Origin of the sequence: Actinoplanes italicus, from assembly GCF_003001815.1 — a bacterium.
In the GTDB taxonomy this organism is placed as follows: Bacteria; Actinomycetota; Actinomycetes; order Mycobacteriales; family Micromonosporaceae; genus Actinoplanes; species Actinoplanes italicus.
The window spans coordinates 341,547-365,150 of record NZ_PVMZ01000005.1 but is presented as its reverse complement, the minus strand read 5'-3'; the positions used below and the strand labels follow the sequence as shown (position 1 = coordinate 365,150).

The 23,604-nt window shown below is 71.0% G+C and carries 24 protein-coding genes; 12 read left to right on the top strand and 12 right to left on the bottom strand.

Annotation, left to right across the window (positions count from 1 at the left end; genetic code table 11):
* Positions 1–89: 89 nt before the first annotated feature.
* The gene (locus tag CLV67_RS15520; protein WP_106318821.1) at positions 90–296 is read right to left on the bottom strand and encodes a hypothetical protein; all 207 of its coding nucleotides are present in this window, start codon (positions 294–296) and stop codon (positions 90–92) included.
* A 167-nt stretch (positions 297–463) separates the two neighbouring features.
* Here CLV67_RS15520 and CLV67_RS15515 point away from each other — a divergent pair, with 167 nt between their 5' ends.
* Positions 464–1,738: an ArgE/DapE family deacylase gene (locus CLV67_RS15515; RefSeq protein ID WP_203736988.1), complete on the top strand. Its 1,275-nt coding sequence runs from the start codon at positions 464–466 to the stop codon at positions 1,736–1,738.
* 10 nt (positions 1,739–1,748) lie between these two features.
* Positions 1,749–2,765, top strand: coding sequence for a hypothetical protein (locus CLV67_RS15510; protein ID WP_106318819.1), 1,017 nt, complete (start codon positions 1,749–1,751; stop codon positions 2,763–2,765).
* Here CLV67_RS15510 and CLV67_RS15505 read toward each other — a convergent pair.
* From CLV67_RS15505 to CLV67_RS15485, 5 genes are all read right to left on the bottom strand, one after another.
* Positions 2,758–3,126 (bottom strand): hypothetical protein, encoded by a 369-nt coding sequence (locus CLV67_RS15505; protein ID WP_146169161.1) that lies wholly within the window; start codon positions 3,124–3,126, stop codon positions 2,758–2,760. The two genes, CLV67_RS15510 and CLV67_RS15505, sit on opposite strands and share 8 nt — an antisense overlap.
* Before the next feature lie 90 nt (positions 3,127–3,216).
* Complete coding sequence (locus tag CLV67_RS15500) at positions 3,217–4,347, bottom strand: alkane 1-monooxygenase (protein ID WP_106318815.1); 1,131 nt, start codon at positions 4,345–4,347, stop codon at positions 3,217–3,219.
* A 64-nt stretch (positions 4,348–4,411) separates the two neighbouring features.
* A complete protein-coding gene (locus tag CLV67_RS15495) occupies positions 4,412–5,002 on the bottom strand; it encodes a TetR/AcrR family transcriptional regulator (protein WP_106318813.1) in 591 nt (196 codons plus the stop codon).
* 25 nt (positions 5,003–5,027) lie between these two features.
* Positions 5,028–5,672: a polysaccharide deacetylase family protein gene (locus tag CLV67_RS15490; RefSeq protein WP_170153878.1), complete on the bottom strand. Its 645-nt coding sequence runs from the start codon at positions 5,670–5,672 to the stop codon at positions 5,028–5,030.
* 124 nt (positions 5,673–5,796) lie between these two features.
* Entirely contained in the window at positions 5,797–6,798 is a 1,002-nt protein-coding gene (locus CLV67_RS15485) for a hypothetical protein (protein WP_106318809.1), read from the bottom strand.
* Positions 6,799–6,970: 172 nt separating this feature from the next.
* Between CLV67_RS15485 and CLV67_RS15480 the strand changes: the two genes are divergently transcribed.
* A complete protein-coding gene (locus tag CLV67_RS15480) occupies positions 6,971–7,354 on the top strand; it encodes a hypothetical protein (RefSeq protein WP_106318807.1) in 384 nt (127 codons plus the stop codon).
* A gap of 161 nt (positions 7,355–7,515) precedes the next feature.
* The gene (locus tag CLV67_RS15475; RefSeq protein WP_106318805.1) at positions 7,516–8,037 is read left to right on the top strand and encodes a PadR family transcriptional regulator; all 522 of its coding nucleotides are present in this window, start codon (positions 7,516–7,518) and stop codon (positions 8,035–8,037) included.
* Positions 8,038–8,057: 20 nt separating this feature from the next.
* Here CLV67_RS15475 and fxsT read toward each other — a convergent pair whose 3' ends face one another.
* The 3 genes from fxsT to CLV67_RS15460 are packed head-to-tail and all read right to left on the bottom strand — an operon-like array spanning position 8,058 to position 12,273.
* Positions 8,058–10,547 (bottom strand): FxSxx-COOH system tetratricopeptide repeat protein, encoded by a 2,490-nt coding sequence (fxsT, locus tag CLV67_RS15470; protein WP_170153877.1) that lies wholly within the window; start codon positions 10,545–10,547, stop codon positions 8,058–8,060.
* Between the two features lie 56 nt (positions 10,548–10,603).
* Positions 10,604–11,104, bottom strand: coding sequence for a glutathione peroxidase (locus CLV67_RS15465; RefSeq protein WP_106318801.1), 501 nt, complete (start codon positions 11,102–11,104; stop codon positions 10,604–10,606).
* A 50-nt stretch (positions 11,105–11,154) separates the two neighbouring features.
* On the bottom strand, positions 11,155–12,273 hold the full coding sequence (locus CLV67_RS15460; protein WP_106318799.1) for a PucR family transcriptional regulator: 1,119 nt from the start codon (positions 12,271–12,273) through the stop codon (positions 11,155–11,157).
* A 130-nt stretch (positions 12,274–12,403) separates the two neighbouring features.
* Between CLV67_RS15460 and CLV67_RS15455 the strand changes: the two genes are divergently transcribed.
* From CLV67_RS15455 to CLV67_RS15445, 3 genes are read left to right on the top strand one after another with little or no spacing between them, the layout of a single operon-like run.
* Positions 12,404–13,663 carry a flavin-containing monooxygenase gene (locus CLV67_RS15455; RefSeq protein WP_106318797.1) on the top strand — a complete coding sequence of 420 codons (1,260 nt, stop codon included), beginning with the start codon at positions 12,404–12,406 and terminating at the stop codon, positions 13,661–13,663.
* On the top strand, positions 13,660–14,487 hold the full coding sequence (locus tag CLV67_RS15450; RefSeq protein ID WP_239166192.1) for an SDR family NAD(P)-dependent oxidoreductase: 828 nt from the start codon (positions 13,660–13,662) through the stop codon (positions 14,485–14,487). Before CLV67_RS15455 ends, CLV67_RS15450 begins: the two co-directional genes overlap by 4 nt.
* Positions 14,484–15,797, top strand: a complete 1,314-nt coding sequence (locus tag CLV67_RS15445; protein WP_106318793.1) for an MFS transporter — start codon at positions 14,484–14,486, stop codon at positions 15,795–15,797. The genes CLV67_RS15450 and CLV67_RS15445 overlap by 4 nt, the downstream gene beginning before the upstream one ends.
* On the opposite strand, the gene CLV67_RS51090 is transcribed toward CLV67_RS15445, so the two are convergent.
* Together CLV67_RS51090 and CLV67_RS15440 are read right to left on the bottom strand one after the other, a co-directional pair.
* Complete coding sequence (locus tag CLV67_RS51090) at positions 15,712–16,074, bottom strand: hypothetical protein (protein ID WP_146169157.1); 363 nt, start codon at positions 16,072–16,074, stop codon at positions 15,712–15,714. The two genes, CLV67_RS15445 and CLV67_RS51090, sit on opposite strands and share 86 nt — an antisense overlap.
* Positions 16,075–16,133: 59 nt before the next feature.
* A complete protein-coding gene (locus CLV67_RS15440; protein ID WP_106319119.1) occupies positions 16,134–17,357 on the bottom strand; it encodes a pectate lyase in 1,224 nt (407 codons plus the stop codon).
* Between the two features lie 151 nt (positions 17,358–17,508).
* Between CLV67_RS15440 and CLV67_RS15435 the strand changes: the two genes are divergently transcribed.
* Genes CLV67_RS15435 through CLV67_RS15420 form a run of 4 tightly spaced genes read left to right on the top strand, consistent with a single transcriptional unit; the run spans position 17,509 to position 21,626 of the window.
* Positions 17,509–18,093 carry an ArsR/SmtB family transcription factor gene (locus tag CLV67_RS15435; protein ID WP_106318792.1) on the top strand — a complete coding sequence of 195 codons (585 nt, stop codon included), beginning with the start codon at positions 17,509–17,511 and terminating at the stop codon, positions 18,091–18,093.
* Complete coding sequence (locus CLV67_RS15430; protein ID WP_106318791.1) at positions 18,086–19,327, top strand: MFS transporter; 1,242 nt, start codon at positions 18,086–18,088, stop codon at positions 19,325–19,327. Before CLV67_RS15435 ends, CLV67_RS15430 begins: the two co-directional genes overlap by 8 nt.
* A gap of 13 nt (positions 19,328–19,340) precedes the next feature.
* Entirely contained in the window at positions 19,341–20,324 is a 984-nt protein-coding gene (locus CLV67_RS15425) for an aldo/keto reductase (RefSeq protein WP_106318790.1), read from the top strand.
* A gap of 33 nt (positions 20,325–20,357) precedes the next feature.
* The gene (locus tag CLV67_RS15420; RefSeq protein WP_239166198.1) at positions 20,358–21,626 is read left to right on the top strand and encodes an outer membrane protein assembly factor BamB family protein; all 1,269 of its coding nucleotides are present in this window, start codon (positions 20,358–20,360) and stop codon (positions 21,624–21,626) included.
* On the opposite strand, the gene CLV67_RS15415 is transcribed toward CLV67_RS15420, so the two are convergent.
* A complete protein-coding gene (locus tag CLV67_RS15415; RefSeq protein WP_106318788.1) occupies positions 21,610–22,863 on the bottom strand; it encodes an MFS transporter in 1,254 nt (417 codons plus the stop codon). The two genes, CLV67_RS15420 and CLV67_RS15415, sit on opposite strands and share 17 nt — an antisense overlap.
* A gap of 71 nt (positions 22,864–22,934) precedes the next feature.
* On the opposite strand from CLV67_RS15415, the gene CLV67_RS15410 reads away from it, so the two are divergent.
* Positions 22,935–23,600 carry a class I SAM-dependent methyltransferase gene (locus tag CLV67_RS15410; protein WP_106318787.1) on the top strand — a complete coding sequence of 222 codons (666 nt, stop codon included), beginning with the start codon at positions 22,935–22,937 and terminating at the stop codon, positions 23,598–23,600.
* Positions 23,601–23,604: the final 4 nt, after the last annotated feature.

Here is a 23,604-nt window from a genome sequence, read left to right as displayed (position 1 = left end):
CGCGACGACTGCCTCCGCATCGTCGCTGCCTGCGGCGAGCTGGAGAAAATGCGTGACTTCGAGGGTGTGAGGGGTCGCTGGCCGGGCACTCAACGGGGGTCGGGCCTGTCACCGCGCATCTCTCCGGAGAAGGATCCGCTGTAGCCGCTGATACTTCCCTCGCCGTCGATGATCCGAGCTCGCACCCGTTCTGTCGCGGTTTCGAAGTCAGAGGCTGGGAGGGAACGCAGGGCGGCAACGTCAACCGTGGAGAGGTCGAGCAGTTCGGTCTCGATCCCAGCCGAGGTCGTGTCCATCCGCTCAAGTCCTTATGTCGGTGGAGGTCGATGCATCCATCATCGCCCATTCCTTGAAGGTGACGGAAGCGTCGCGGGTGAGCGTCGCCGATGAGCGGATTGATCACGCGCGGTTCAACTCCTAGCCTTCCATCATCGAAACACTCGTGACACCGGAGGCCTCCGCAGTGACCGCAACCTTCAGCTCCGCCGAGGTCTCCGCCCTCGCAGCGATCGACGAGCAAGCCATCGCGAGGGAGCTGATGGAACTCCTCGCGGTCCCGAGCGTCACCGGCAGTCCCGCCGAGAGCGAACTGCAGCACCTGCTCGCCGCCCGTCTGGAGCGGCTCGGGCTCGACGTCGACCTGTGGTCGATGGACCTGCCCGCTCTGCGCGCGCACCCCGGTTTCCCGGGCACCGAGGCGCCCCGCGACGAGGCGTGGGGGCTGGTCGCGACGACCCCGGCCACGAGCGACGGGCCGACCGTCATCCTGCAGGGGCACGTCGACGTCGTACCGCCGGGTGACCGCGCCCAGTGGGCCGGCGACCCGTTCGTCCCGCGCGCCGACGGCGACGACATCCACGGTCGCGGCGCCTGCGACATGAAGGCCGGCGTGGTGGCCAACCTGGCCGCGCTCTCGGCGATCCGCGCCGCCGGCATCCGGTTGCCCGGACGCATCGCCGCCCACTTCGTCGTCAGCGAGGAGGACGGCGGTCTCGGCGCCTTCGGCACGCTGGAGCGCGGCCACACCGGCGACGCCTGCATCATCACCGAACCGACCGGCGGTACGGTCATCACCGCCAACGGCGGAGCACTGACCTTCCGCATCGAGGTGCACGGCTTGGCCACCCACGCGAGCACCCGGTACGCGGGCGTCAGCGCCATCGACGCCTACCTGCCCGTGCACGCCGCGCTGGCCCGGCTCGAGGCCTCCCGCAACGTCGACATCGATCCGCTGATGGCCGACTACCGCATCCCGTACCCGCTGGCCGTCGGCATCGTCCGGGCCGGTGACTGGGCCAGCACGGTCCCGGACCTGCTCGTCGCGGAGGGTCGCCTCGGTGTCCGGCTCGGCGAGGAACCGGCCGCCGCCCGCGCCGAACTCGAACTCTGCGTCGCCGAGGCCGCGGCGGCCGACCCGTGGCTGCGCGAGCATCCGCCGACCGTCGCCTGGACCGGCGGCCAGTTCGCCAGCGGACGCCTCCCGGCCGGGCACCCGCTGGAGGACCTGATCCGGGACGCCCACCGCGAGGTGACCGGGGAGCCGCACCTGGTGAACCGGGGTGCGCCGTACGGCAGCGACCTGCGCCTTTACTCAGCGGCCGGGGTGCCGACGCTGCAGTACGGGCCGGGTGACGTACGCCTGGCGCACAGCCCGTTCGAGAAGGTGTCGGTGACCGAGACCGTCCGGGTCGCCCGCACCGTCACCGTCGCCGTGCTGCGCGCCTTCGGCCTCCGGTAGGGCCGGCGTCATGAACCAGTGGCCGCCGTCGCAGGACCTCTACCCCGAGCGGCTGAACCGCGTCCGCGAGCTGATCGCTGCCGGCGACGACGCTGCCTTGGCCGCCGAACTCGCCGACCTGGCCGTGGCCAACGGTGACGTCTGGCGTTTCGACGGTGCCCAGGTGCGCCTGGCCCTCGAGAAGGAACCGCCGGCCCGCAGGCACGCCCTGGTCCTCGCCGTCGGCGAGCGGGCGACAGCCCCGGTGTCCGAGCTGTTGCGCATGCTCGCCCACGGCATCGGCGCCGACGTCCTGACGTGGCCCGCGGCACGGCTGCTGATCGACGGCGCCGGGACCTGCAACGTGTTCCCGTGGCTCGACGAGCTGACCCTGCTCGCCGAGTTCGCCGAACGCGAGACCGGCGCCCTCCCGCCGGGGCTGGTGGCGGTCATGCGCCGGACCGCCCACTTCCGGCACGACCGGGAGCGGCTGCGGCCCTGGCTCGACCGGCAGACCGGCCTGCTCAACGCCGGTGAAGCATGGGCCGAGACCGCTGACGCCGACGCCGCGGGCCGGGCGCTGCTGACCCACGCGCTCGCCGCGACCGGGCCCAGGCCGGCCGCCACCTGGACCCGGGCCGCCGCCATGGTCACCGTCGGGGACTGGAAACCGCGCGTGCACGATTGGCTCGCCCGGGTGCCGTCGCCGCGCACCATCGCGTTGCGGGTCAACACCCTCTACGACCTGAACGCGCTGCTGGACCCGTACAACGCCCAAGCCCTGCGAGGCCTGCTCCATCTGCTGTCCGTCACTCCGGAACACGTCGACGACGCGGCTGTCATCGGTGGGCTCGCGGCGTACACGATGGAGAAGGTTCCCGGGCACGGGCCCCGCGACCAGATGATCGCGAACGCCGCGATCGCCGCTCTCGGACGGCTGGCGTCGGACCCGGCCCGCTCTGAACTCGAACGCCTCCGCGCGGCCACACGGCAACCGGGCATGATCAAGCGCCTGGATGCCGCGATGCCGCGCCGTCACGTCAGCTGACGTTGATCCAGCCGGTGGAGACGCCGTTGGCGGCGTACCCGTTGAAGCGGTCGATGACCGTTCCTCCCTGGAACTGCCAGACGCCGCAACCCTGCTGGCTGCCGTTGGCGTCGCTCATCGAGTAGTAGTGCGTGAACGGTCCGCCCCGCGTCCAGAACTCCACGGACACACCGACTCCGTCGGCGGCGGTGTCACAGACCGCGATGGTGGTGTGGCCGGTCGCGATCTGCACCGTGCCACGCGTCCCGATTCTGGCGTATTGCGCGTGGGCCTCGGCCGGTTGCACCGCGATCGCAGCCCCCAGGCCGCTGACCGCGATCACCACGACGGCCCTTCGCGCGGCACGCTTCCCCCGTGTCATGCTCGCTCCTCTCATCGAAACATCTGCATGCGACGCTAGCTCCGGCGCGAGGCGGGGAACGGGGAAGGACCATGCCATTCGGGTGTCGAGTTACGGACGGCCGCCGCTTCCGTAGGACGGCGTGCTGTTCGCGAGGCTCGCGTCGCCGCCGTAGTGGGCGAGCACCCGTGGATCCATGACCCGCCGCCACAGCGGGGGGATCAGGGCGATCAGCAGCATGGTGGCGTACCCGGCCGGCAGCTGCGGTGAGACGTCGAAGCTGCGCAGCGTCTGGTAGCGGCGCAGCGGATTCGCGTGGTGGTCGCTGTGCCGCTGCAGCTGGAACAGGAAGACGTTGGTGGTGAGGCGGTCGCTGTTCCAGCTGTGCCGGGGGTCGACCTTCTCGTAACGGCCGGCGGCGTTGCGGCGGCGCCGCAAGCCGTAGTGCTCCAGGTAGTTGACGACCTCCAGCACCGAGAACCCGACGACCGCCTGCAGGACCAGGAACGGCAGCACCTCGACGCCGAAGGTGACGGTCAGCAGGGCGAACAGCAGCACCGTCATGGCCCAGGCGTTGAGGATGTCGTTGCGGACACTCCATGGGTTGCGTCCGCGCAGCCGGTGCCGGGAGGTCTCGAGGTGCCAGGCCGACCGCAGGCTGCCGATGACGGTCCGGGGCCAGAACCGCCAGAAGCTCTCCCCGAGGCGTGAACTGGCCGGGTCCTCGGGAGTCGCGACGCGTACGTGATGGCCGCGGTTGTGTTCGACGAAGAAGTGCCCGTAGCCGGTCGGTGCCAGGGCGATCTTGGACAGCCACCGCTCCGCGGTCTCGCGTTTGTGGCCGAGCTCGTGGGCGGTGTTGATCGCGATGCCGTTGACCAGGCCGGCGGTGAGGATGAGTCCCACGCCGCCGATCCAGCCGGGGTCGCGGGCCCAGGCCGCGCAGGCGACGGCGAGGGCCGCGTACTGGGCCGGCAGGAACAGGTAGGTGATCCAGCGGTAGTAGGGCGAGGCCTGCAGGGCGGGGACGGCCTCGTCGGGTGGGTTGGCGCGATCGTCACCGACGAGCAGGTCGATGAGCGGGATGACACCGAGGATGAACAGCGGCGTCAGCCACCACGCCCAGGCCGAGCCGGTCACGTCGGCGAGCAGCAGGGCGGTGAACGGAAGCACGGGGACCACGAGGGCCAGGGGCCACAGCGGGCGCTTGGTATCGCGCCATGCGGAAACGGCGACGTCCATGCGAACATGCTTTACACGAAGCCGTTGTGTGTCAAGAGAGGTGGTCTTTAGCTGCAAAAACCTTTCAGGCGATCAGCCGTACGAACAAGTCCGCCAATGATTCGGCCGTGCCCTCCAGCGTGGCCGAGGGCAGCATGATGTGACTGACCGTCAACCGGATGAGCGAGTCCCCGGCGAAGGCGACGACCGCGGGATCCGAGCCCGGCAGGTGCGCGCCCGCCCACTCGGCCACCACCTCACCGGCCAGGCCCAGCACCGCGCCCGACCTGGTGGTGAGGAACGGCAGAAGCTCGTCGGCGCCGCCGCCCGTACTGGTCAGGATCGCCCGTACCAGTGTGTTGGAGGCGGCTTCGCGCAGCGTGTGCAGGACCGCGGCGTGCACGGCCGCGCGGGCGTCGCCGCCATGGGCGAACAGCTCGGAGCGTACGGCCGCGGCGAACCACTCGATCTCGCGGACCACGACGGCCTCGGCGAGCCCGTCGCGCCCGCCGAACTCGTTGTAGACCGTCTGCCGGCTGACCCCGGCCGCGCGGGCGACGTCCACCATCCGGACCCGGTCCCAGCCGTTGGCCACGGTGAGCTCGCGGGCCGCGCTGACCAGCGAATCCCGCAGCCGTGCGCGGGTGGTGTCACGGTACGACGGCGCGGTCTCCATGCGGCCGCATCCTATCGGCGGCGATTCAGCAGTTCGGCAGCACCTTGAACGTGTAACCCCGGCTCTTCAGCTCCGGCAGGAGTCGCTTCAGGGCGGCCAGCGAGTCGGCCTGTGAGTCGCCACCGTCGTGCATGAGCACGACCGAGCCGTTCCGGACGTTCTTCAGGACGCGGTTGTAGATGCGGGTCGCGGTCTGCGAGTTCTCCCAGTCACGGCTGTCCACGTCCCACAGTACGGTCCGCAGTCCGACCTCGGCGGTCCAGCGCCGCACCGAGGTGCTGGTGGCGCCGTACGGCGGCCGCATGCAGTCGCTGCGGTAGCGGCCGAGCGCGCTCTGCGTACGGGTGAGCTGGCTCTTGACCTGAGCCTTGCTCAGTTTGGTCAGGTTCGGGTGGCTCCATGTGTGGTTGGCGAGCAGGTGCCCTTCACGGTCGATGCGGGCGACGATCTTCGGGTACGCCTTCGCGTTGCGCCCGGTGGTGAAGAAGGTGCCCTTCGCGCCGTTCTTCTTCAGCACGTCGAGGTATCGCGGCGTCCACTTGCTGTTCGGCCCGTCGTCGAAGGTCAGGTAGACCGTCTTGCGTGCCGCCGCGGCCTGCGCCGGGGAAGCGACGAACGTCATTCCGCAGGCGAGGGAAAATACGGCCAGCCAGGTCGCCACCGTGCGCATCTCTGCTCCCATCCACGCCGGTCGGTTCACCGGCGAACCGTCACGCTATGTAGTCGTAGACCGATTTGGTAGCTCTGCGTAGCGATAGTGACCGTTCGGTTGGTCGATGTCTGCCCGGTCGTCCTCAGCCGGTACTGATCTGTTCGGTGCAGTTCTCCCGGCGCGGATCGTCGCGCCACAGGCAGATCTGCACGGTCACCGGCTCGCCGCCGATAGTCGTGGCGACCGCGGGAGTGTGCACGTAACCACGCTCCGTGACCGCCAGCGCGGTCGCGCAGCTGTGCCAGTCGCCGTCGGCGGTTCGCCAGCGCACCCGGGTGCCGCCGGAGTGCGGATCGTGATCGTCGGAGCCGGCCCGGCCCCAGTAATAGGTCCGTCCCGCGTGCCGGGCGTACCGGGCCGATCCGTTCATCTGGTCGAAGTCGAGCGTCGGGCTCAGCCGGGTCGCGCCGTCGTCGGAGAAGACCGAGGTGGTCGCGGCGATGATGTCGTCGCCGGAAGCGCCGTCACGACAGGGGGCGTCGGTCTTCGCGTTGCTGCGGACCACGAAGAGCCCCGCCGTGACGCAGGACAGGGCCACCAGGGAGGTGCCGATGATCAGCCCTCGCCGGCGTCGCCGCCCGGGCCGGCGGACGGTGACCGTGGCCTCCAGGACCATCGGCCCGGCCTCCCGTCGCTCCAGCGCGGGACGTGGTGCGGGCAGCAGCGCCGGCGCGTCCCGGTCGGCCTGCTCGGCGGCCTCGACCAGCGCGGCGACACGGGTGCTGGCCACGCTCAGCCGCTGGGCGTCGTCGTCGTCGAAGGGCGTCTCGGCGATCAGGTGCGCGGCCTTGGCCACCCCGACGACCAGCACCGGGTCGGTGATGTAGCGCAGTTCGCCGGCCAGGACCTTCGCGACGATGTCCTTGTCGACCGAGACGCCGGGGGTGAGCCGATGGGTGCGGATCACCTCGGCCAGATGCCGCAGCGAGCCGGGCTGCCGGCGGCGGCGAGGTGGCGGCGATCCCGGCGGCGGTGTGTAGACACCGTCCCGTCCGGCCTGACCGGCCGCCGCGTCGAGACGGGAAGCGAGCAGTTGTGCGGCGTCGTGAGCGTCCCGCCACCAGGGCGCCAGCGGCTCCGGCATTCCAGCGACCTCCGAGAATCGATGTCCGTTGATTCTCGCAGAGGTTGGCCATCTGTCTGAAGGGGACAGTAAGCCCAGGTCGGGGACGGATAAGCGTTGCCGCTGCCCAGCGGCCCGACGACTCTGGGACGCGGCCAGGCCATCGAATCCCGCGAATCTCAAGGAGTCATCAGTGATCTGGAAACGCCTGCTGGGCGCCGCCGCCGCGGTCGCCTTCGCCACCTCCGCCACGCTGACCGGTGCCGCACCCGCGCAGGCCGCGCCGACCAGCGTCTACGGCGTCTACAACGGCGGCTCGGTCGGCATCGGGGTGATGCAGAACTGGCGGACCGGCGGCACCAATTACGACCGGGTGCTCCCGTCCGGCTTCTGGACCGACTTCAACTTCGGCTGGCCGCATGCGGGTGGCGTCTACATCGGGCCCGGTTACTGCGCACAGCGTTTCACCTCTCCGACCGGCCAATACTGGTCACCGGCCGGTTCCGACTGGGTCGGCCCGAACCGGCACCGGCTGGCCGGCAACTACTTCGTGAAGATCGTCGCCTACCGCTGCTGATCGGTGGCTGTGCCGTACCGCTGTCTCGGTCGCGTTGAGACAGCGGTACGGCGCAGCCGGATCTCACGGCGTGGATCGACGGTCGTTTGCCGGGGCGTCGCCGCGTGCTAACTTCTACAGCCTGTAGAAGGTGGTGCTGACCAGAGGGGCAGCGCAGCACGATGACAGCAACGCTCGGGGACCTGCTGCTCGTTTTCCTCGCCGATCGGCCGGGGACCGCTTACGACCTGCAGCAGCGCCACGTACAGACCTTCGGCCCGGACCGCGTCGTCGACGTCACCCGCGTGGGTGCGGCACTCAACCGACTGGAACGGCTGGAGTACGTCCGCACCGCGGCCGTGGTCCGGCCCGGCACGCGACGGGTGTGCACGCTGACCGACGCGGGGCGGGCCCGGCAGCGGGCGTGGCTGCTCGACGTCCCGGAGAATCCGACCGGCGGCGACGTCGTCGACCGGGTGCTGCTCGCCATGACGGCCGCGGACCGGGTCACCTTCGACGCCGTCGTGGGCTCCTGCCTGGCGGCCCTGGAGGCCCAGCGGCAGCGAGCGGACGGTCACCGCACGATGGCGGCGGTGTCGGCCCGGCAGGCCCGCGCCGAACTCGACGACATCATGGCCGATTCGGTGCTCACCTGGTTGCGCTGGCTGGCCGGGCGTCCCCGGGGCCGCGACGCCGCCGCCTGACCCTGGAGCCGTGGCGCCGATCAGATTCCCGGTTCCAGCTGAAACTGCCTGCGAAGATCGTCGGCTTCAGCGTGCCGGTTGAGGGCATCCAAGTAGACGGCGAGGTCGCCGGCCGCCATTCGAGTTTTGGGATCCTCGTCGCCGAAGACCCGTCGTCGGCGGTTCAGGATGTCCTCCCCGAGATCCCGTGCTTGCTCATATTCGCCCAGGTGCTCGAGAACCGCCGCCAGGTAGGCGGCGTAGGTGAGGCTGAGGGGGTGGTCGTCACCGAATATCCGCCGTTGACGGGCCAGCGCGTCCTCGCTCAATTGCCGTGCCTGCTCGTACTCACCCAATTTGTCGAGGTCGATGGCCAGGTTGTTCGCGGAGACGAGGGTGTTGGGATGGTCGTCGCCGAGCACCCTTCTTTGACGTGCCAGGGTGTCCTGATCCAGCTCCCGGGCTTCCTCATAGCGGCCGAGGCTGTGGAGGGTTCCGGCATGGACCGTGGCCAGGGCGAGGGTCAGAGGGTCGTCGTCGCCCGACGTTTGCCTGCTACGGGCCAGAGTGTCCGTGGTCAGCTGGAGTGCCTCTTCGAGTCGGCCCAGGCGAACAAGGTCGAAGGCGAGACTTCCGGCCATGGCCAGGGTGTCGGGATGGTGGAAACCCAGGTATCTGCGGTTGCGGAGGAGATTGGCCTCGTTGAGATCGTGGGCCTGTTGGTGATTGCCCAGCTCACGATGTAGACCGGCGAGGGTGGCGGCCGCCGCCGAGGTGGTGCCGTCGTCCGGCCCGTGCCGGTCGGTCCAGGCTTGATGCAACTGCTGCGTCAGTGGCAGGGCGGTGGAGTAATCCCCTCGGATCATCAGGTAATACGCCGCGGTATTGGCGGCGTAACGCAGTCCGACATTGTCGGTGCTTGCGAGGTCAACGGCGAGAAGATGCGGGACCAGCGCGCTCCAGCGGGGCCACGATTGCGGGTGAATGACCTCCTCAGGTGCGGCGGCAGCCAGCAGCTTCTCGACGGTTTCACGATGAACGGCCGGATCGGAGACGGTGTCGCGCAGAACGGCCTGGATGAGCCGGTGCAGGATCGGACCCTCATCGGTCACCCGAGCCAAGCCGTACCGGCCCAGCTGCCCCAGGACACGCGCGAACGCGACCGGTCGGGACGCCACCAGATTCAACGGCTCGGGGAGCATGTCGGGCCGGGCGGTGAACAGGTCGGTGGGGATCGGTTCAGGTCCCAGCCGGGCACACAGGTAGAGCAACTGACCGGCAGCCGGGTCTGCCGTGCAGAGACGGTCGGCGGTCAGCGTCACGGTAGCGGCCAGTGACACGGGGTAACCGCCCAGCGGTCGTCCCTTGCTCAGCAGATCTGCCGTGTGGGAGGCCAGATCGGCCAGGTAGGCGTCGACGGTCAGGTGTGTCTCGGCGAGCAGGTCCACGGCTTGACCGACGGCCAGGGGCAGGTCACCGAGTGCGCTAGCCAGCCGGTCGGCGTCATCGTCGGTCAGGTACGGCAGGTGGGTGTGCAGCAGGGCGGCGGACTCCTCGCGACTGAACACGTCCACGTTCACCGCGCTGGCGGTGCCGGTCCAGTTCGGGTTCCGGCTGGTGATCAGCGAGTGGCCCGGCCCGTCCGGCAGCCACGGCGCGAGCTGGTCACGGTCCTCGGCGTTGTCGAACACCAGCAACCATCGAGGTGACTGGCGGAGATACTCCCGCACCGCCTCGGCCGCCTCCGGGATGGGCGTTCCGGCTCCGACCAGTCCGAGCTTCCGAGCGAGGAACGACAGGTGGTCGCCGATCAGCTCGGGCTGTTCGGAAGGAATCCACCAGACCAGGTCGTACTCGCCGGCGAAGCGGTGGGCGTACTCCAGGGCCAGCTGGGTCTTGCCGACGCCGCCCATGCCGTGCAGCGCCTGGACCGCCACTCGATGGTCACCCTGAAGGGCGTCGTGGAGCCGGTTCAGCATGCCGTCGCGGCCGGTGAAGCTCGGATTGCGACGTGCCAGATTCCACACGGCGGGCGATGAACCGGGCGGGCGAGGCCCGTGATCGACGACGGGCCGGGCATCCGGATAGGGCGGGCTGACCGCCGAGACGGCACGCGGCGGAGCCGGATCGACCACCCGGCGCACCGCATCGATCAGACTCGTGGCCGCCTTGTCGGGGGAGAGACCGAAGACGTCGGGCACGACGATCGGTGCCCACAGACCGTCGAGGGCGACGTTCTCGACCCGCAGCGGAATGAGTTTCGCGGACGGGTCACGGCGGCGCTGGGCGAGCCGGGCGGTCCACTCGTCGGTGGTGAACCGCTCCGGATCCAGGTACGCCGCCGAGAGCAGCACCAGCAGCGGATTGTCCCGCCGCAACGCCCGGTTCATCGCCTCGACGAAGTTGGTCCCCGGCACCCAGTCGACGACGTCCAGCTCGGTCTCGTAGCCGGCGTTGCCCAGGTGCCAGCGGGCCCACTCCGCCCAGGCCCGGTCGCGTCCGGTGCAGGAGATGTAGATGCGGTCGGCCACGCCGTCCACACTGCACGAACCGGAACCGGACGACGTCCACCGAACGGGTAACGGGGTCAGGACCTCGTAAGCGCCGACTCGACGGCGGCGACGATCTCGGGGGAGTCCGGGCTGGTCTGCGGGGAGAATCGGGCCACGACCCGGCCGTCGGCGTCGATCAGGAACTTCTCGAAGTTCCACCGGATGTCGCCGGTGTAGCCCTCGGCGTCGGCGTGGCCGGTCAGCGCCTGGTACAGCGGGTGCCGTCCGTCGCCGTTGACCTCCACCTTCTCCGTCATCGGGAAGGTGACGCCGTAGGTGGCGCTGCAGAACTCGGCGATCTCGTCGGCGGTGCCGGGCTCCTGGCCGCCGAACTGGTTGCACGGCACACCGAGCACGGTGAAGCCGCGGTCCGCGTACCGCTCGTGCAGCTTTTCCAGGACCGCGTACTGGGGTGTGAGCCCGCAGCGGGAGGCGACGTTGACGACGAGGGTGGCGGTGCCGCGGAATCGGTCGAGGTCCAGCGGCTTGCCCTGGAGGTCGGCGATCTGGACGTCGTAGATGGCCGGCTGAGTCACGCGGTCCTCCCGGAGTTGGTCAAGCGATCTTCACGGCCAGCCTATCCGGGTCAGGTCGCCTCCCTGAGCCAGGTGCGGCACAGCCACCACGCGTTCGTGGCGCCGAACGTGCCGGCCGGGTCGATGCCGGTGACCTCGGCGAACCGGCGGACCCGGTTGCGGACCGTGTTCGGGTGCACGAACAGCCGCGTCCCGGCGACCGTGACGTCCCGGTCGTTCTCCAGGAAGGCCAGCACGGCGTGGGCCACCGGCTCGGCGTTGGGCCCGAGCGCGGCCCAGGCGTCGCGATGCCGGTCGAGCAGGACGGCGGCCAGGTCGGCGCGTTCGGTGAGCGCCGCCTGCCAGGCCACGTCGGCGATGTGCACGATGCCGGTACGCCCGGTGGACTCGGCGGCGGCCAGCGCGGCGAGGGCCAGCCGCCGTACCGGCGCCAGCTTGTCGGGTTCGGCCGGGCCGGCCAGCCCGGCGGTGGTGCCGGGCGCCGCGGCGCGGGATGTGGGCGGCCGGGTCAGGACGGCCACGAACAGGTCGCCGAGGACCGCGCACAGTACCGCCGGCTGGTCCCGGAGCGGGCGCTCCTCGAAGCCGGGCCGGGCCACCAGCACCCACAGCCCGCCGCCGGCCGGCAGCCCGGCCTCGGCGACCGCGAGGGCCGCTGCCGAGCCGCCCTGCAGCAGGCGGCGCAGGATGGCCGCTTCCCGGTTGCCGTGCGCGGGCTCGGCGACCGCCTTCGCCGCCCGGTGCGCCATGATCAGCCGGCCGCGTACGGCGTCGGCCCAGTCGTCGTAGAGCTCGCGGGCGTCGAGCAGCCGTTCGGCGCTGACACCTTCGGCGCGGGCGACCTCGCGGGCGCGGGCCCAGATCGCGCGCTCGGCGACGTGGATGGCGCCGAGCACGGCCTCGATCGGCACGCCCTGCCGGGCCCGGGTGACGCCCAGCTCCGCCACGAACGACAGCTCGGCCTCGGTCGGGCCACGCCGGGCCGCCATCGCCCGGGTGGCCGCGGTGAGCAGGGCGCGGGTGTGCCCGGCGATGTCCGACGGCGGCAGCACCGACACCTCGCGGACCGTGGCGCGTACCCCGGAGATCACCGACGGCAGCAGGACCTCGTCGCCCATCACCCGCTCGATGAGGTCGACCACGGCCGTCCAGTCGTCCGGTGGGTTCATGTCGTCATGCTGCCGTGCCGTTGTGGTGGCCCACAACATCGGCTCGTAAAGGCGTGCTCCGCGCCATGTCCAGTGCGGCGGCCAGCGCCTACGGTTTGGCAAGAACTACAAGGCCGGTGGGAGATGGACGATGCGTGTCGCCGTGATCGGTGCCGGAGCGGCCGGCCTGGCCACGATCAAGGCTCTCGTCGACGCGGGTTGCACGCCCGTGGCGTACGAGCGGAATGATCTTCCGGGTGGTCTCTGGACGGACACCTATGCCTCGCTGCATCTGAACACCAGCAAGGGCCGCACCGAGTTCGCTGATCTCCCGATGCCGGCCGAGTGGCCGGACTATCCGTCGGCCGGGCGGGTCGCCGGCTACCTGGCCGACTACGCCGACAAGTTCGGGCTCACCCAGCACATCCGGTACGGAAGTACGGTGACCCGCGTCGAACGCGGCGAGGACTGGACCGTCACCACCGACACCGGTGACACGGAGCGCTACGACGCGGTGATCGTCGCGAACGGGCACAACTGGCAGCCGCGCCTGCCGGAACCCGGCTACCCCGGCACGTTCGACGGGATCGCTGTGCACGCCCACGACTACCGCACACCGGACGTCTTCCGGAACCGGCGGGTGCTGGTCGTGGGCATGGGCAACTCGGCCATGGACATCGCCGTCGACGCCTCCCACGTGGCCGGCGGACCGGTCCTGCTCTCCGCCCGCCACGGGGTGCACATCGTCCCGAAGTACCTGTTCGGCCGGCCGGCCGACGCGACCGGCGGTGCCCTGGCCGCGCTGCCGTGGCGGCTGCGGCAGCGCCTCGCCGAGACGATGCTGCGGCTCGCGGTCGGCACCCCGCAGCGGTACGGGCTGCCCGCGCCCGCCGGTGGCCTCTTCCAGAACCATCCGACGATCAGCGACACGATTTTGCACCGGCTCACCCACGGCGAGGTGGTCGCGCGTCCCGGCATCGAGCGGCTCGACGGCCGGTGCGTGGTGTTCACCGACGGCACGGCCGAGCCGGTCGACGTCATCGTGTGGGCCACCGGGTACCGCGTACACATCCCGTTCCTGACCTCGCGGTGGCTGGGGCCGGACCCGGAACGCCTGCCGCTGTTCAAGCACGTCTTCCACCTCGACGATCCCAGCCTGGCGTTCGTCGGGCTGATGCAGTCGACCGGTTCGGCGTTCCCGGTCGTCGAGGCGCAGGCCAAGCTCGCCGCGGCGTATCTCTCCGGGACCTTCGCCCTTCCGCCCGCCGCCGATCAGCGGCGCGCCGTCGACCGTGATCTGCGCGCCGCGATCGAACGCTGGGGCGAGAGGGCGCGTCCGCACATGCGCGTCGACTTCGACCGGTACGTCGCCGACCTGAACCGCGAACTCACCCGAGGAGTGCACCGATGAGCCGCCGCGACCCCCGCGGGATGCGCGTCCTGGTCACCGGCGCGTCCGGGACGTTCGGCCGGGCCGTCTGCGCCCGGCTCGACGCGCTCGGCGCCCGCGTCGTCGGCCTCGACCTGGCGCCCCGCGTCAACGACCCGGTCGAGGTCCTGCCCTGCGACATCACCGACGACCACTCCGTCGAGGTGGCCGTGGCCGAGGCGATCGCCCTGCTCGGCGGCCTCGACCTGCTGATCAACAACGCCGGGGTCGGCGGACCGGCGCCCGCTGAGCTGCCGCCCGGCGCCGAGGTCCGCCGGCAGCTCGACATCAACCTGCTCGGCACCTGGCGGGTCACGGCCGCGTGCGTGGACGCGCTGGTCAGCGCCCGGGGGCGGGTCGTCATGCTGTCCTCACGGATGGCGGTCATGCAACTGCCGCTCGCGGCCGCCTACGGCGCCTCGAAAAGAGCCTTGGTGGCGTACGCCGACGCGCTCCGCCTCGAGATCGGCACCCACGTCGGTGTGACCTGCGTGTACCCGTCGGCGGTCCGCAGCCCGATCCACGACTCGACGGCCGCGGCCGGGCTGTCGCTGGAGGGTATGAGCCGGTACGAGCCACTCGACGGCGTGGTCGACACGGTGCTGCGCGCCGCGCTGCGCCGCCGCCCGTACCGCGACCTGCCGACCACCCGCCGCGGTGCCGTCGAGTTCTTCCTGGCCCGGCACTTCCCGGCGCTCACCGACCGGATCGTGGCCCGTACCCTCGCCGGCCGGGTCCGCTCCGGAGCCTTCGAGGGCGCCACCCTGGCCGCCGGTGTCGTGGCCCGCCAGGGAGATCACCGATGACCGAGACGAGAACCCGTTCCCTCGTCGCGTACGCGGGCGGCTCGATCGGCATGGGCGTCTGGGTGACCGTCCCCGGCCTGCTGCTGCTCTACTTCCTGACCCACACCCTCGGCGTGTCACCGCTGCTGGCCGGCCTGACCCTGCTGCTGCCGAAGATCATCGACGTGATCGTGCACCCGTACCTGGGCAGCCGTTCCGACCAGGCGGCCCGCCGCACCGGCGACCGGCTCGGCATGCTCCGCTTCGGGCTGCTGCTGGCCGTCGCGATGGCCGGCATGTTCACCGTCCCCGCCGCGCTGACCGGGCCCGCCGCGGCACTGTGGGTCGGCGCCTGGTTCATCGCCGGGAACCTGCTGTTCGCCTGCTTCCAGGTGCCGTACCTGACGACGCCGTCGGACCTGGAGGTCGGCTACCACGAACGTACCCGCGTCTTCATGTTCCGCATGCTGTTCCTGACCCTCGGCCTGCTCGGCGCCGGTGTCGCCGCACCGGCCCTGGTCGCGGCGGGGGAGCGCGGCGACTACGCGCGGATGGCGCTGCTGCTGTCCGGTGTCATGGTCGTCTCCGGCCTGGTCGCGATCACCGGCGTCCGCCGGTTGACCGCCGAGGCCGGATTCCGTACGCCCGGTCAGGAGAGCCACTCCACGATCGCCGACATCGCCGTGGCCTGGCGCGACCGCGACTTCCGGGCGCTGGTGCTGTCCTACCTGTTCACCGGCACGACCACGCACCTGTTCCTGGCCGCGTTGCCGTTCTACACCGAGTACGTCTTCTCCGACTCGAAGCTGACGGCCGTGTTCATGGGCGCGTTCCTGGGCCCGGCCGTGTTCGCCGGCCCGATCTGGGCGAAGGTCTCCCGGCGCATCGGCAAGCAGCGTGGCCTGCTGATCTGCCAGGTGACCTTCGTGATCGGCTCGCTGGCCCCGCTTCTCGGGTACGGGCTGGTCCCCGCCGTCGCCGTCGTGGTGGTGCTCGGCATCGCGTTCGCCGGACTGCAGCTGTTCGCGTTCTCGATGGTCCCCGACGCGGTGGCGGCCGCCTCCGCGCTTGCCGGCGCCCGGGCCGGCGCCTACACCGGCGTCTGGACGGCCACCGAGGCCACCGGAACCGCCATCGGCCCGTACGTCTACTCGGCCGTCCTGGCCGCCGGCGGGTTCCTGGCCACCACGGAGGGCCACACGGTGACCCAGCCCGAGTCGGCGCGGACCGCCCTGCTGATCGGGTTCACCGTCGTCCCGGCGGTGTTGATGGCCGCCGCCGTCGCCTTCCAGCTGCGCTGGACCCTCGACCGCGCCCGGGTCGCAACCTGAGAACCCCGGTCAGGATCAGGTGGCTCGGCCGAGACGGGAATTGAAGCGGAGCGGGCACGGCACAGGTGCGCGGGTCGAGAGCGCCGGTGACCCGTGCGCCGGCCAGCCGCAGGCCGAACGGGTCGGCCTCGTCGGCGGCCAGGCAGGCGGCACGCAGGTCGGCGGCGTCGACCGCGGCACCCGCGCAGTCCAGGCCGCGGCGGGCCCGGGACGCGGCGAGCAGCTGCGGCACGAAGTCCTCGTCCGGTCGCCAGGGCACCCAGCCGGACGCGTTCATGCGTACACAGTAGAAAGGGGCACCCAGCCGAAGCCGGGTGCCCCTCGTGGATCGCGTGACTACTTGCGGGTGATGTCGCTCTGGGAGACCTTGCAGTTGCTGTCGTTCCAGCCCTCGCCGAGGTACTTGGGCTCACTGCCCTTGGCGACGCCCTGGTACTTGCCGCAGACCGTGGCGTCCGAGCTGCTGGTCAGGGTGACGCGGGTGATGGTGGCGGTGTCGCCCCAGTTGCTGTTGATGCCGGCCACCATGTCGATGTTGTTCAGCAGCACGTTGTCGATCTTCACGTGGCGCTGGTACGAGTTGGTGCAGTTGCCGCAGCCGCGGTAGAGCTTGCCGGCGCCGCTGAGGTAGAAGCCGGAGATGCTGACCGTGCCGTTGCCGTTGTGCTGGAACGTCTTGTCGCTGCCGGACCTCGCGCCGCCACCGATGACGTAGCTCGTACCGCCGCCGGTGCCCTTGAAGGTGGCCGCGTCCTCGCCGATGTCGTTCCACCACACGTTGCGGATGGTGCAGGTGCCCTCGCAGTGCACGCCGTCACCGGCCGGGGAGCCGAGGATGACGTTCTGCAGGGTGCCGCCGTTCGCGATCTTGAACATCGGGTCCTGCGACTCGCTCTGGCCGCCGTCGCCGATGCAGCAGTAGGTCTTCATGCCGCCGTCGAAGGTGCCGGAGACGTTGACCGTGCCGGAGATCGAGACGTTGCCCTGCGAGGACGGCCAGGCGCCGGTCGGGGTACCGGGGTTGCTGGTCGGGCCCGGGGTCGGGCTGGTCGGGCCGGGGGTCGGGCTGGTCGGGCCCGAGGTGGGGTTCGAACCGCCGCTGGAGTAGGTCTCGAATTCGGCGATCCGCGGCGCGCCGGACGCGCTGGTGATCTCGAAGGTGAGCTTCTTCAGCGAGGTCGAGGAGAAGTTGATGGTGCTCGGGCTGCCGCTGCCGCTGGCGAGCTGGGCGCTGTTGTCGCCGTTGAGCACGCGCCAGGCGCTGATCGAGCCGCCGCCCGAGGCCTGCTTGATGACGGCCGAGGAGACCGACGTGGCGCTGCTCCACTTGACCGACACGTAACCGGTCGAGCCGTTCGGCGACCAGTAGGTGCTGGTGCTGCCGTCCTTGACGTTGCCGTAGCTGGTGCCGCTGGCCTTGCTGGAGCCGTCGGCCCCACCGTTGAGGCTCAGGTTGTCGGCGGCCATGGCCTGCGCCGACGGCAGCATCAGAGCGATCGCGGCGCTGGCAGCCGCGGTGGCTCCCACCGCTATCACGCGTAGTGCAACTGATCTTCTCATCCGGGTGCTCACCTTCATGTGGGGATTGGGCAGCGCCTTCAAGCGGGGGGAAAGCGCTTTCCTGGCGAGAATAGGCATGGCTCGATGTGATCGCAAGACGGTTGAGATCTGAGAGTTGACTCTCATAAATTGTGAGAGGACACTCTCAGATATGGAGCCCTCCAACCCGCTCGGCGACGTCGAGATCACCGACCCGCAGGCCATGCGCGCGCTGGCCCACCCCGTCCGGCTCGCGATCCTCGACCTTCTTCGTCGCAACGGCCCGGCCACCGCCACCCAGCTGGCTCCCGAGGTCGGCGCCACACCGACCGTGACCAGCTGGCATCTGCGCCACCTGGCGAGCTTCGGCCTGGTGCGCGACGCCGAGCCCGGCCCCGACCGCCGGCAGCGCCGCTGGGAGATGGTCGGCCGCGGCTTCCGCTTCAGTGCGCCGGTCGACGACGAGGCCGGCGCGAGCGCGGCCCATGTCCTGTCGCGGGAGATGTTCCTGCGCTACGCCGACCTGCCGAACCGCTGGATCACCGAGGTCGAGCCACGGCTGGAGCCGCAGTGGCGCAGGCTCGGCGGCCTGTCCAACACCCGCGTCCACCTGACCGCCGACGAGGCCGAGACGATCGAGAACGCCATCCAGCAGGTGCTCGCGCCCTACGTGACCCGCGACGCCGACGACCGCCCGGAGCACACCCGCCCGGTTCGTCTGATGCGCTACATCCTCCCGGAGGAACACGGTGAGTAATCTTTGGCGAGACAGCGGATTCCTGCGGTTCTGGGGCGGCCAGACGCTGTCCCAGTTCGGCGACCGCATCTCCGAGCTGGCCCTGCCGCTGATCGCGGTGACCCTGCTGGACGCCTCCACCGCCGAGGTCGCCACCCTGACCGCGCTGGTCTGGGGCCCTAACCTGCTCGCGATCCTGCTCGGCGCGTGGGTCGACCAGCAGCGCCGCAAACGCCGGATCATGGTGCTCGCCGACCTCGCCCGGGCCGCCGCTCTGGCCACGCTGCCAGCTGCCTACCTGTTCGGCGTCATCACCCTCGGTCACCTCTATCTGGTCGCCGTGGTGACCGGTGCGGCCGGCGTGCTGTTCAACACCGCCTACGCCTCGTTCTTCGCCCGGCTGGTGCCGCGCAGCGCCTACATCGACGCCAACAGCAAGCTCGGCGCGAGCCGATCCGTCTCCCACGTGGCGGGCCCCGCGGCCGGCGGCGCACTCGTCCAGGTGCTCACCGCGCCGATCGCCCTGCTCGCCGACACCGTCACCTTCCTGCTGTCCGCGCTGCTGATCGGCCGGATCCGCGTCGACGAGCCCGCCCCGGCCGGCGAGACCGGGCCGTCGATGCTCACCCGCGCCCGCGAGGGTCTGCGATTCGTCGTCGGCCACCCGATCCTGCGGGCCAGCCTCGGTTGCTGCACGACGGTCAACTTCTTCACCTTCATCGCGTACGGCCTGACGGTGCTCTTCGCCAGTCGTGTCCTCGGCCTGTCCGCCGGTGCGATCGGCCTGGCCTTCGGCATCGGGGCGACCGGCAGCGTCCTGGGTGCCGTCCTCGCCCCACGGATCTCCCGGCGCATCGGCGTCGGCCCCACCATCGCGACCGGTGTCGTGCTGTTCGCCGCCCCGATCGCGCTGATCGCCGCGGCCGGCGGCCCCGTCTGGGCGCGGGTCGGCACGCTCGCGGCGGCCGAGTTCGTCTCCGGGTTCGGTGTGATGCTGCTCGACGTCAATCTCAACTCGCTGCAGACCAGCGTCGTGCCCGACGACATGCGCAGCCGCGTGTCCGGCGCGTTCAGCACCGTCAACTACGGCGTCCGCCCGCTCGGCGCGCTGACCGGGGGACTACTCGGCACGTACGCGGGTATGCGCCCCAGTCTGCTGATCGCGGCCGCCGGCGGCACCCTGTCGGTGGTGTGGCTGCTCACCTCACCGATCGTGCGGGTCCGTTCACTGGATAGGCTTCTCCTACCCACCTGAGAGGAATCCGACAATGCGCACTCGCACGCTGGGTAACGGACTCGAGGTGTCCGCGCTCGGACTGGGCTGCATGGGCATCAGCCACGGCTACGGCGAAGCGGCCGACCGCGCCGACGGCATCGCGGTCATCCGGGCCGCCGTCGAGGCCGGCGTCACCTTCTTCGACACCGCGGAGGTCTACGGGCCGTACGTCAACGAGCAGGTCGTCGGTGAGGCCCTCGCCCCGTACCGGGACCGCGTCGTCATCGCCACCAAGTTCGGCTTCGCCCTCGACGGTCAGGCCCGCAGCGGCCTGGACAGCCGCCCCGAGCACATCCGCGCCGTCGCCGACGCCTCCCTCAAACGGCTCGGCATCGAGACGATCGACCTGTTCTACCAGCATCGCGTCGACCCGGACGTGCCGATCGAGGACGTCGCCGGCGCGGTCGGCGAGCTCATCGCGGCCGGCAAGGTCCGCCACTTCGGGCTCTCCGAGGCCGGCGTCCGGACCATCCGCCGGGCCCACGCCGTGCAGCCGGTGACCGCCTTGCAGAGCGAGTACTCGTTGTGGTGGCGCGAGCCCGAGGACGAGATCCTGCCCGCCCTCGAGGAGCTCGGTATCGGCTTCGTGCCGTTCAGCCCGCTCGGCCGCGGCTTCCTCACCGGCAAGATCGACCAGAACACCGAGTTCACCGACGGCGACATCCGCACCGGCCTGCCACGGTTCAGCGCCGAGGCCCGCCAGGCCAACCAGGCCCTCGTCGACCTGCTCGGCACGGTCGCGGCCCGGCTCGGTGCCACCCCCGCGCAGATCGCGCTGGCCTGGCTGCTCGCCCGCAAGCCGTGGATCGTGCCGATTCCCGGCACCCGCAGCCCGCAGCGCCTCGCCGAGAACCTGGCGGCCGCCGACCTGGAACTGAGCAGCGACGATTTCGACGGGCTCACCGAGGCGGCGGAGAAGATCGGCGTCCAGGGTGACCGCTACTCGGCCGCCATGCAGCGAACGATCGATCGCTGAACACCGGGTGATCCTTAAGATCATCCGGTGGTGATGATCGACCTCGGTGACCTCAGCGCACCGGAGTACCCGCGTCCGGACCGGCGGCCGCGCCACCGCTATCGATGGCGCGACCTCGGCCTGGCGTTCGCGGCCGCCCTCTGCCTGGTGTCGCTGCACTCGGTGCCCGACGCCGGGCCGACCCTCCGGCTGCTCTGGGCGTCACCGTTCGACCGGACCCTGATCGCGCAGGCCGGGTCCGGCACCGTCTACGTCCATCGCGCGGTCGGCTTCGGCGGCGAGCTGATCGCCCACGACCTGGCCACCGGCAAGATCCGATGGACGATTCCCACCACACCCGACGCCGTCACAGCGGGGTGGCTGGTGGTGCACCCGGAGCCCGGCCTCGTGCTCCTGCCGACCGCCACCGGCGCCGTGGTCCTGGACGCCACCACCGGCGCGACTCTGTGGCAGCTCACCGGCAGCGTGGAGGGCCGGACCGCGCAGACCCTCCTGATCCGCGACGGCGGCGACGGCCGTGCGAGCACACTGCGGCTGGTCGGGGCCCGGGACGGCAGGACGATCTGGCAGCGACCGATCGGCGAGGTGCGGACCATGCGGGTCCGGACCGATGACGAGCGGCCGGCGGTCATCGCCCTGGACGACGGCGACCTCACCCTGTTCCGGTACGACGACGGTGAGATCCTCGGCCGCAGCGACCTGCCCGAGAGTGGCATCGACTCGCCGCAACTGTCGTTCAGTGGCGACCGCCTGCTGGTCACCGGCTTCTTCGACAGCCGGGTCACGGTCACCGCACACCTGCTGGACGACCTCGCCGAGAGCTGGCGCACCGAGATACGCGGCTGGGGCGCCGTCGACGACTGCGGCCCGGTCGTCTGCGTGGCCACCCCGGCGGGTGTCTCCGGACGGGAGCCCGGCACCGGAACCGAGCGGTGGTTCGTACCTGGTGCCCAGGGCATGTCGCCGATCTCCGACGACCGGCTCGTCATGTTCGGGAGCTCCAGCGCGGCGGACGGCCTGCCGGCGATCTCGGTACTCGACGCGACCACCGGACGACGGCTCGGCGACGAGGTCTCCGGCATGCCGTCGTCCTCGATCACCGGCGAGGGCCGGCTGATCGTCCTGCACCCGCAGGGCCCGCCGATCGACCCGACCAGCGTCTACGACCTGGACGTGGTCACCGGCCGGCGAACGCTGCTCGGCCAGGTCGGCTACGAGATCGTCAACGAGCCGTACGAACTCGCCGGGCACTACCTGATCCGCCAGCGCCAGGGCCGGGTGCAGGTCATGAGCGTCGGCTGACGCCCGGTCCCCGGGCACTCACCACCACGAACGGGATCACCGCCAGCGCCAGCACACCACCGGCGATCGACAGCGTGGCGTAGCCGGCCGCATCCATGATCAGGCCGCTGGTGATGCCGCCACCGGCACCGGACAGCGCGACGCAGAGATCGACGGTGCCCTGCGTCCGGGCCCGGCGGTCGGCGGGAGCCTTGTCGGTGATCATGGCGGTGCCGGAGACGAGCCCGAGGTTCCAGCCCAGCCCGAGCAGTGCCAGGGCGACCGTGAGCAGCACGACCGAGTCCTCCGGCGCCAGCGCCGCCACCACCCCGGCCGCGAGCAGCGTCGACCCGGCCGCTACGGCCACCGGCACCCGGCCGGCCCGGTCGACCAGGAGGCCGGTGATCGGCGACGGCAGATACATCGCGGCGATGTGGATGGCGATCACGAGGCCCGTGGCCTGCAGGTCGTGGCCGTGCGCGTGCATGTGGACCGGGGTCATCGTCATGACCGCCACCATGACCAGCTGGGTGAGGACCATGGTGACCGCGCCCGCCATGACGCTCCCGGCGAACTGCCGTCCGGGCTCGCGTCCTCCGGCGGCGGCCACCGGCTCGGGCGCGTTGCGCGCGGCCAGCAGCGGATCGGGGCGCAGCAGCGTGAACAGCACCGTGCCGGCGATGCCGTAGGCGACCGCGGCCAGCGCGAACGGGCCGGCCAGCGCGGGGATGCCGTACCGTTCGGAGAGCTCCCCGATCGGTGCGACCAGGTTCGGGCCGGCGACCGCGCCGAGGGTGGTGGCGACCAGGACGGTGCTGACGGCACGGCCCCGCCGGTCCGCGCTCGCCAGATCCGTACCGGCGTAACGGGCCTGCAGATTCGTGGCCGTGCCCGCGCCGTACACGAGAAGCGACACCAGCAGCAGCGGCAGACTGTCGAGGACCGCGGCCAGCACCACACCGGCGCCGCCCAGCGCGCCGGCGGCGTACCCGGCGGCCAGTCCCGCCCGGCGCCCCGAACGCTGAGACAGCCGGCCCACCAGCACCGCGGTGGCCGCCGACCCGGCCGTGAACAGGGCGGTGGGCAGCCCCGACAGGCTCGTCGTGTCGAACATGTCCGCGGCGAGCAGGGCGCCGACCGTGATGCCCGCGGCCAGACCCGCGCCACTGAACACCTGCGAGGCCATCACGACGGTGAGGGTGCGCCGCTGCAGTGCCCGGCGCGCTTCGGGCGTACCGATGAGGTCGGTGCTTGTCATGATTTGACGTTGTTCCTTGCCGCCGGGGGATACGTTTCGTGTTTCCCAGGTTTCTACCGTGGAGGCACCCGATGGGTCATCCGATCTTCGCTCGCTTCTACGAGAGGCTCAGCGTGCGGATGGACCGCGCGGGAGTCACCGAACTCCGGCGTGCGATGGTCGCGGGCCTGTCCGGCCGGGTGATCGAGGTCGGCGCCGGCAACGGCCTGATGTTCGCCCACTATCCGCCGGCCGTCACCGAGGTGCTCGCGGTCGAACCCGAACCCCGGCTGCGCGCCGCCGCCGAGGCCGCGGCCCGTTCCGCGCCGGTGCCGATCCGCGTCGTCGACGGCCTCGCCGACACCCTGCCCGCTGCCGGAGGCGAGTTCGACGCGGCCGTCGCCGCGCTGGTGCTGTGCACCGTGCCCGACCAGCGGACCGCGCTCGCCGAGATCCACCGCGTGCTGCGTCCCGGCGGCGGGTTGCGCTTCCTCGAACACGTCCTCGCCGAGCAGCCGGGCACGCTGCGCCGGGTCCAGCGCATCGTCGACGCCACGGTGTGGCCGCTCCTGGCCGGTGGCTGCCACACCGCCCGCGACACCGCCGCGGCCATCACGTCGGCCGGTTTCACCGTCGACGAGCTGCACCGGTTCCGCTTCCCGCCGGACGGCCCGACCAGCCCCGCCTCACCGTTGATCCGCGGTTCGGCCACCCGGCCGGGCCGGACTGAGGACCCACCGCGGCGTCGATGGCCGTAGCATC

Excerpts from the sequence above, each read along its gene's own strand:
- CLV67_RS15520 (WP_106318821.1), bottom strand. The coding sequence starts at position 296 with ATGGACACGACCTCGGCTGGGATCGAGACCGAACTGCTCGACCTCTCC.
- CLV67_RS15510 (WP_106318819.1), top strand. The coding sequence starts at position 1,749 with ATGAACCAGTGGCCGCCGTCGCAGGACCTCTACCCCGAGCGGCTGAAC.
- CLV67_RS15505 (WP_146169161.1), bottom strand. The coding sequence starts at position 3,126 with ATGACACGGGGGAAGCGTGCCGCGCGAAGGGCCGTCGTGGTGATCGCG.
- CLV67_RS15500 (WP_106318815.1), bottom strand. The coding sequence starts at position 4,347 with ATGGACGTCGCCGTTTCCGCATGGCGCGATACCAAGCGCCCGCTGTGG.
- CLV67_RS15495 (WP_106318813.1), bottom strand. The coding sequence starts at position 5,002 with ATGGAGACCGCGCCGTCGTACCGTGACACCACCCGCGCACGGCTGCGG.
- CLV67_RS15490 (WP_170153878.1), bottom strand. The coding sequence starts at position 5,672 with ATGCGCACGGTGGCGACCTGGCTGGCCGTATTTTCCCTCGCCTGCGGA.
- CLV67_RS15485 (WP_106318809.1), bottom strand. The coding sequence starts at position 6,798 with ATGCCGGAGCCGCTGGCGCCCTGGTGGCGGGACGCTCACGACGCCGCA.
- CLV67_RS15475 (WP_106318805.1), top strand. The coding sequence starts at position 7,516 with ATGACAGCAACGCTCGGGGACCTGCTGCTCGTTTTCCTCGCCGATCGG.
- CLV67_RS15460 (WP_106318799.1), bottom strand. The coding sequence starts at position 12,273 with ATGAACCCACCGGACGACTGGACGGCCGTGGTCGACCTCATCGAGCGG.
- CLV67_RS15455 (WP_106318797.1), top strand. The coding sequence starts at position 12,404 with ATGCGTGTCGCCGTGATCGGTGCCGGAGCGGCCGGCCTGGCCACGATC.
- CLV67_RS15450 (WP_239166192.1), top strand. The coding sequence starts at position 13,660 with ATGAGCCGCCGCGACCCCCGCGGGATGCGCGTCCTGGTCACCGGCGCG.
- CLV67_RS15445 (WP_106318793.1), top strand. The coding sequence starts at position 14,484 with ATGACCGAGACGAGAACCCGTTCCCTCGTCGCGTACGCGGGCGGCTCG.
- CLV67_RS51090 (WP_146169157.1), bottom strand. The coding sequence starts at position 16,074 with ATGAACGCGTCCGGCTGGGTGCCCTGGCGACCGGACGAGGACTTCGTG.
- CLV67_RS15440 (WP_106319119.1), bottom strand. The coding sequence starts at position 17,357 with ATGAGAAGATCAGTTGCACTACGCGTGATAGCGGTGGGAGCCACCGCG.
- CLV67_RS15435 (WP_106318792.1), top strand. The coding sequence starts at position 17,509 with ATGGAGCCCTCCAACCCGCTCGGCGACGTCGAGATCACCGACCCGCAG.
- CLV67_RS15425 (WP_106318790.1), top strand. The coding sequence starts at position 19,341 with ATGCGCACTCGCACGCTGGGTAACGGACTCGAGGTGTCCGCGCTCGGA.
- CLV67_RS15420 (WP_239166198.1), top strand. The coding sequence starts at position 20,358 with ATGATCGACCTCGGTGACCTCAGCGCACCGGAGTACCCGCGTCCGGAC.
- CLV67_RS15415 (WP_106318788.1), bottom strand. The coding sequence starts at position 22,863 with ATGACAAGCACCGACCTCATCGGTACGCCCGAAGCGCGCCGGGCACTG.
- CLV67_RS15410 (WP_106318787.1), top strand. The coding sequence starts at position 22,935 with ATGGGTCATCCGATCTTCGCTCGCTTCTACGAGAGGCTCAGCGTGCGG.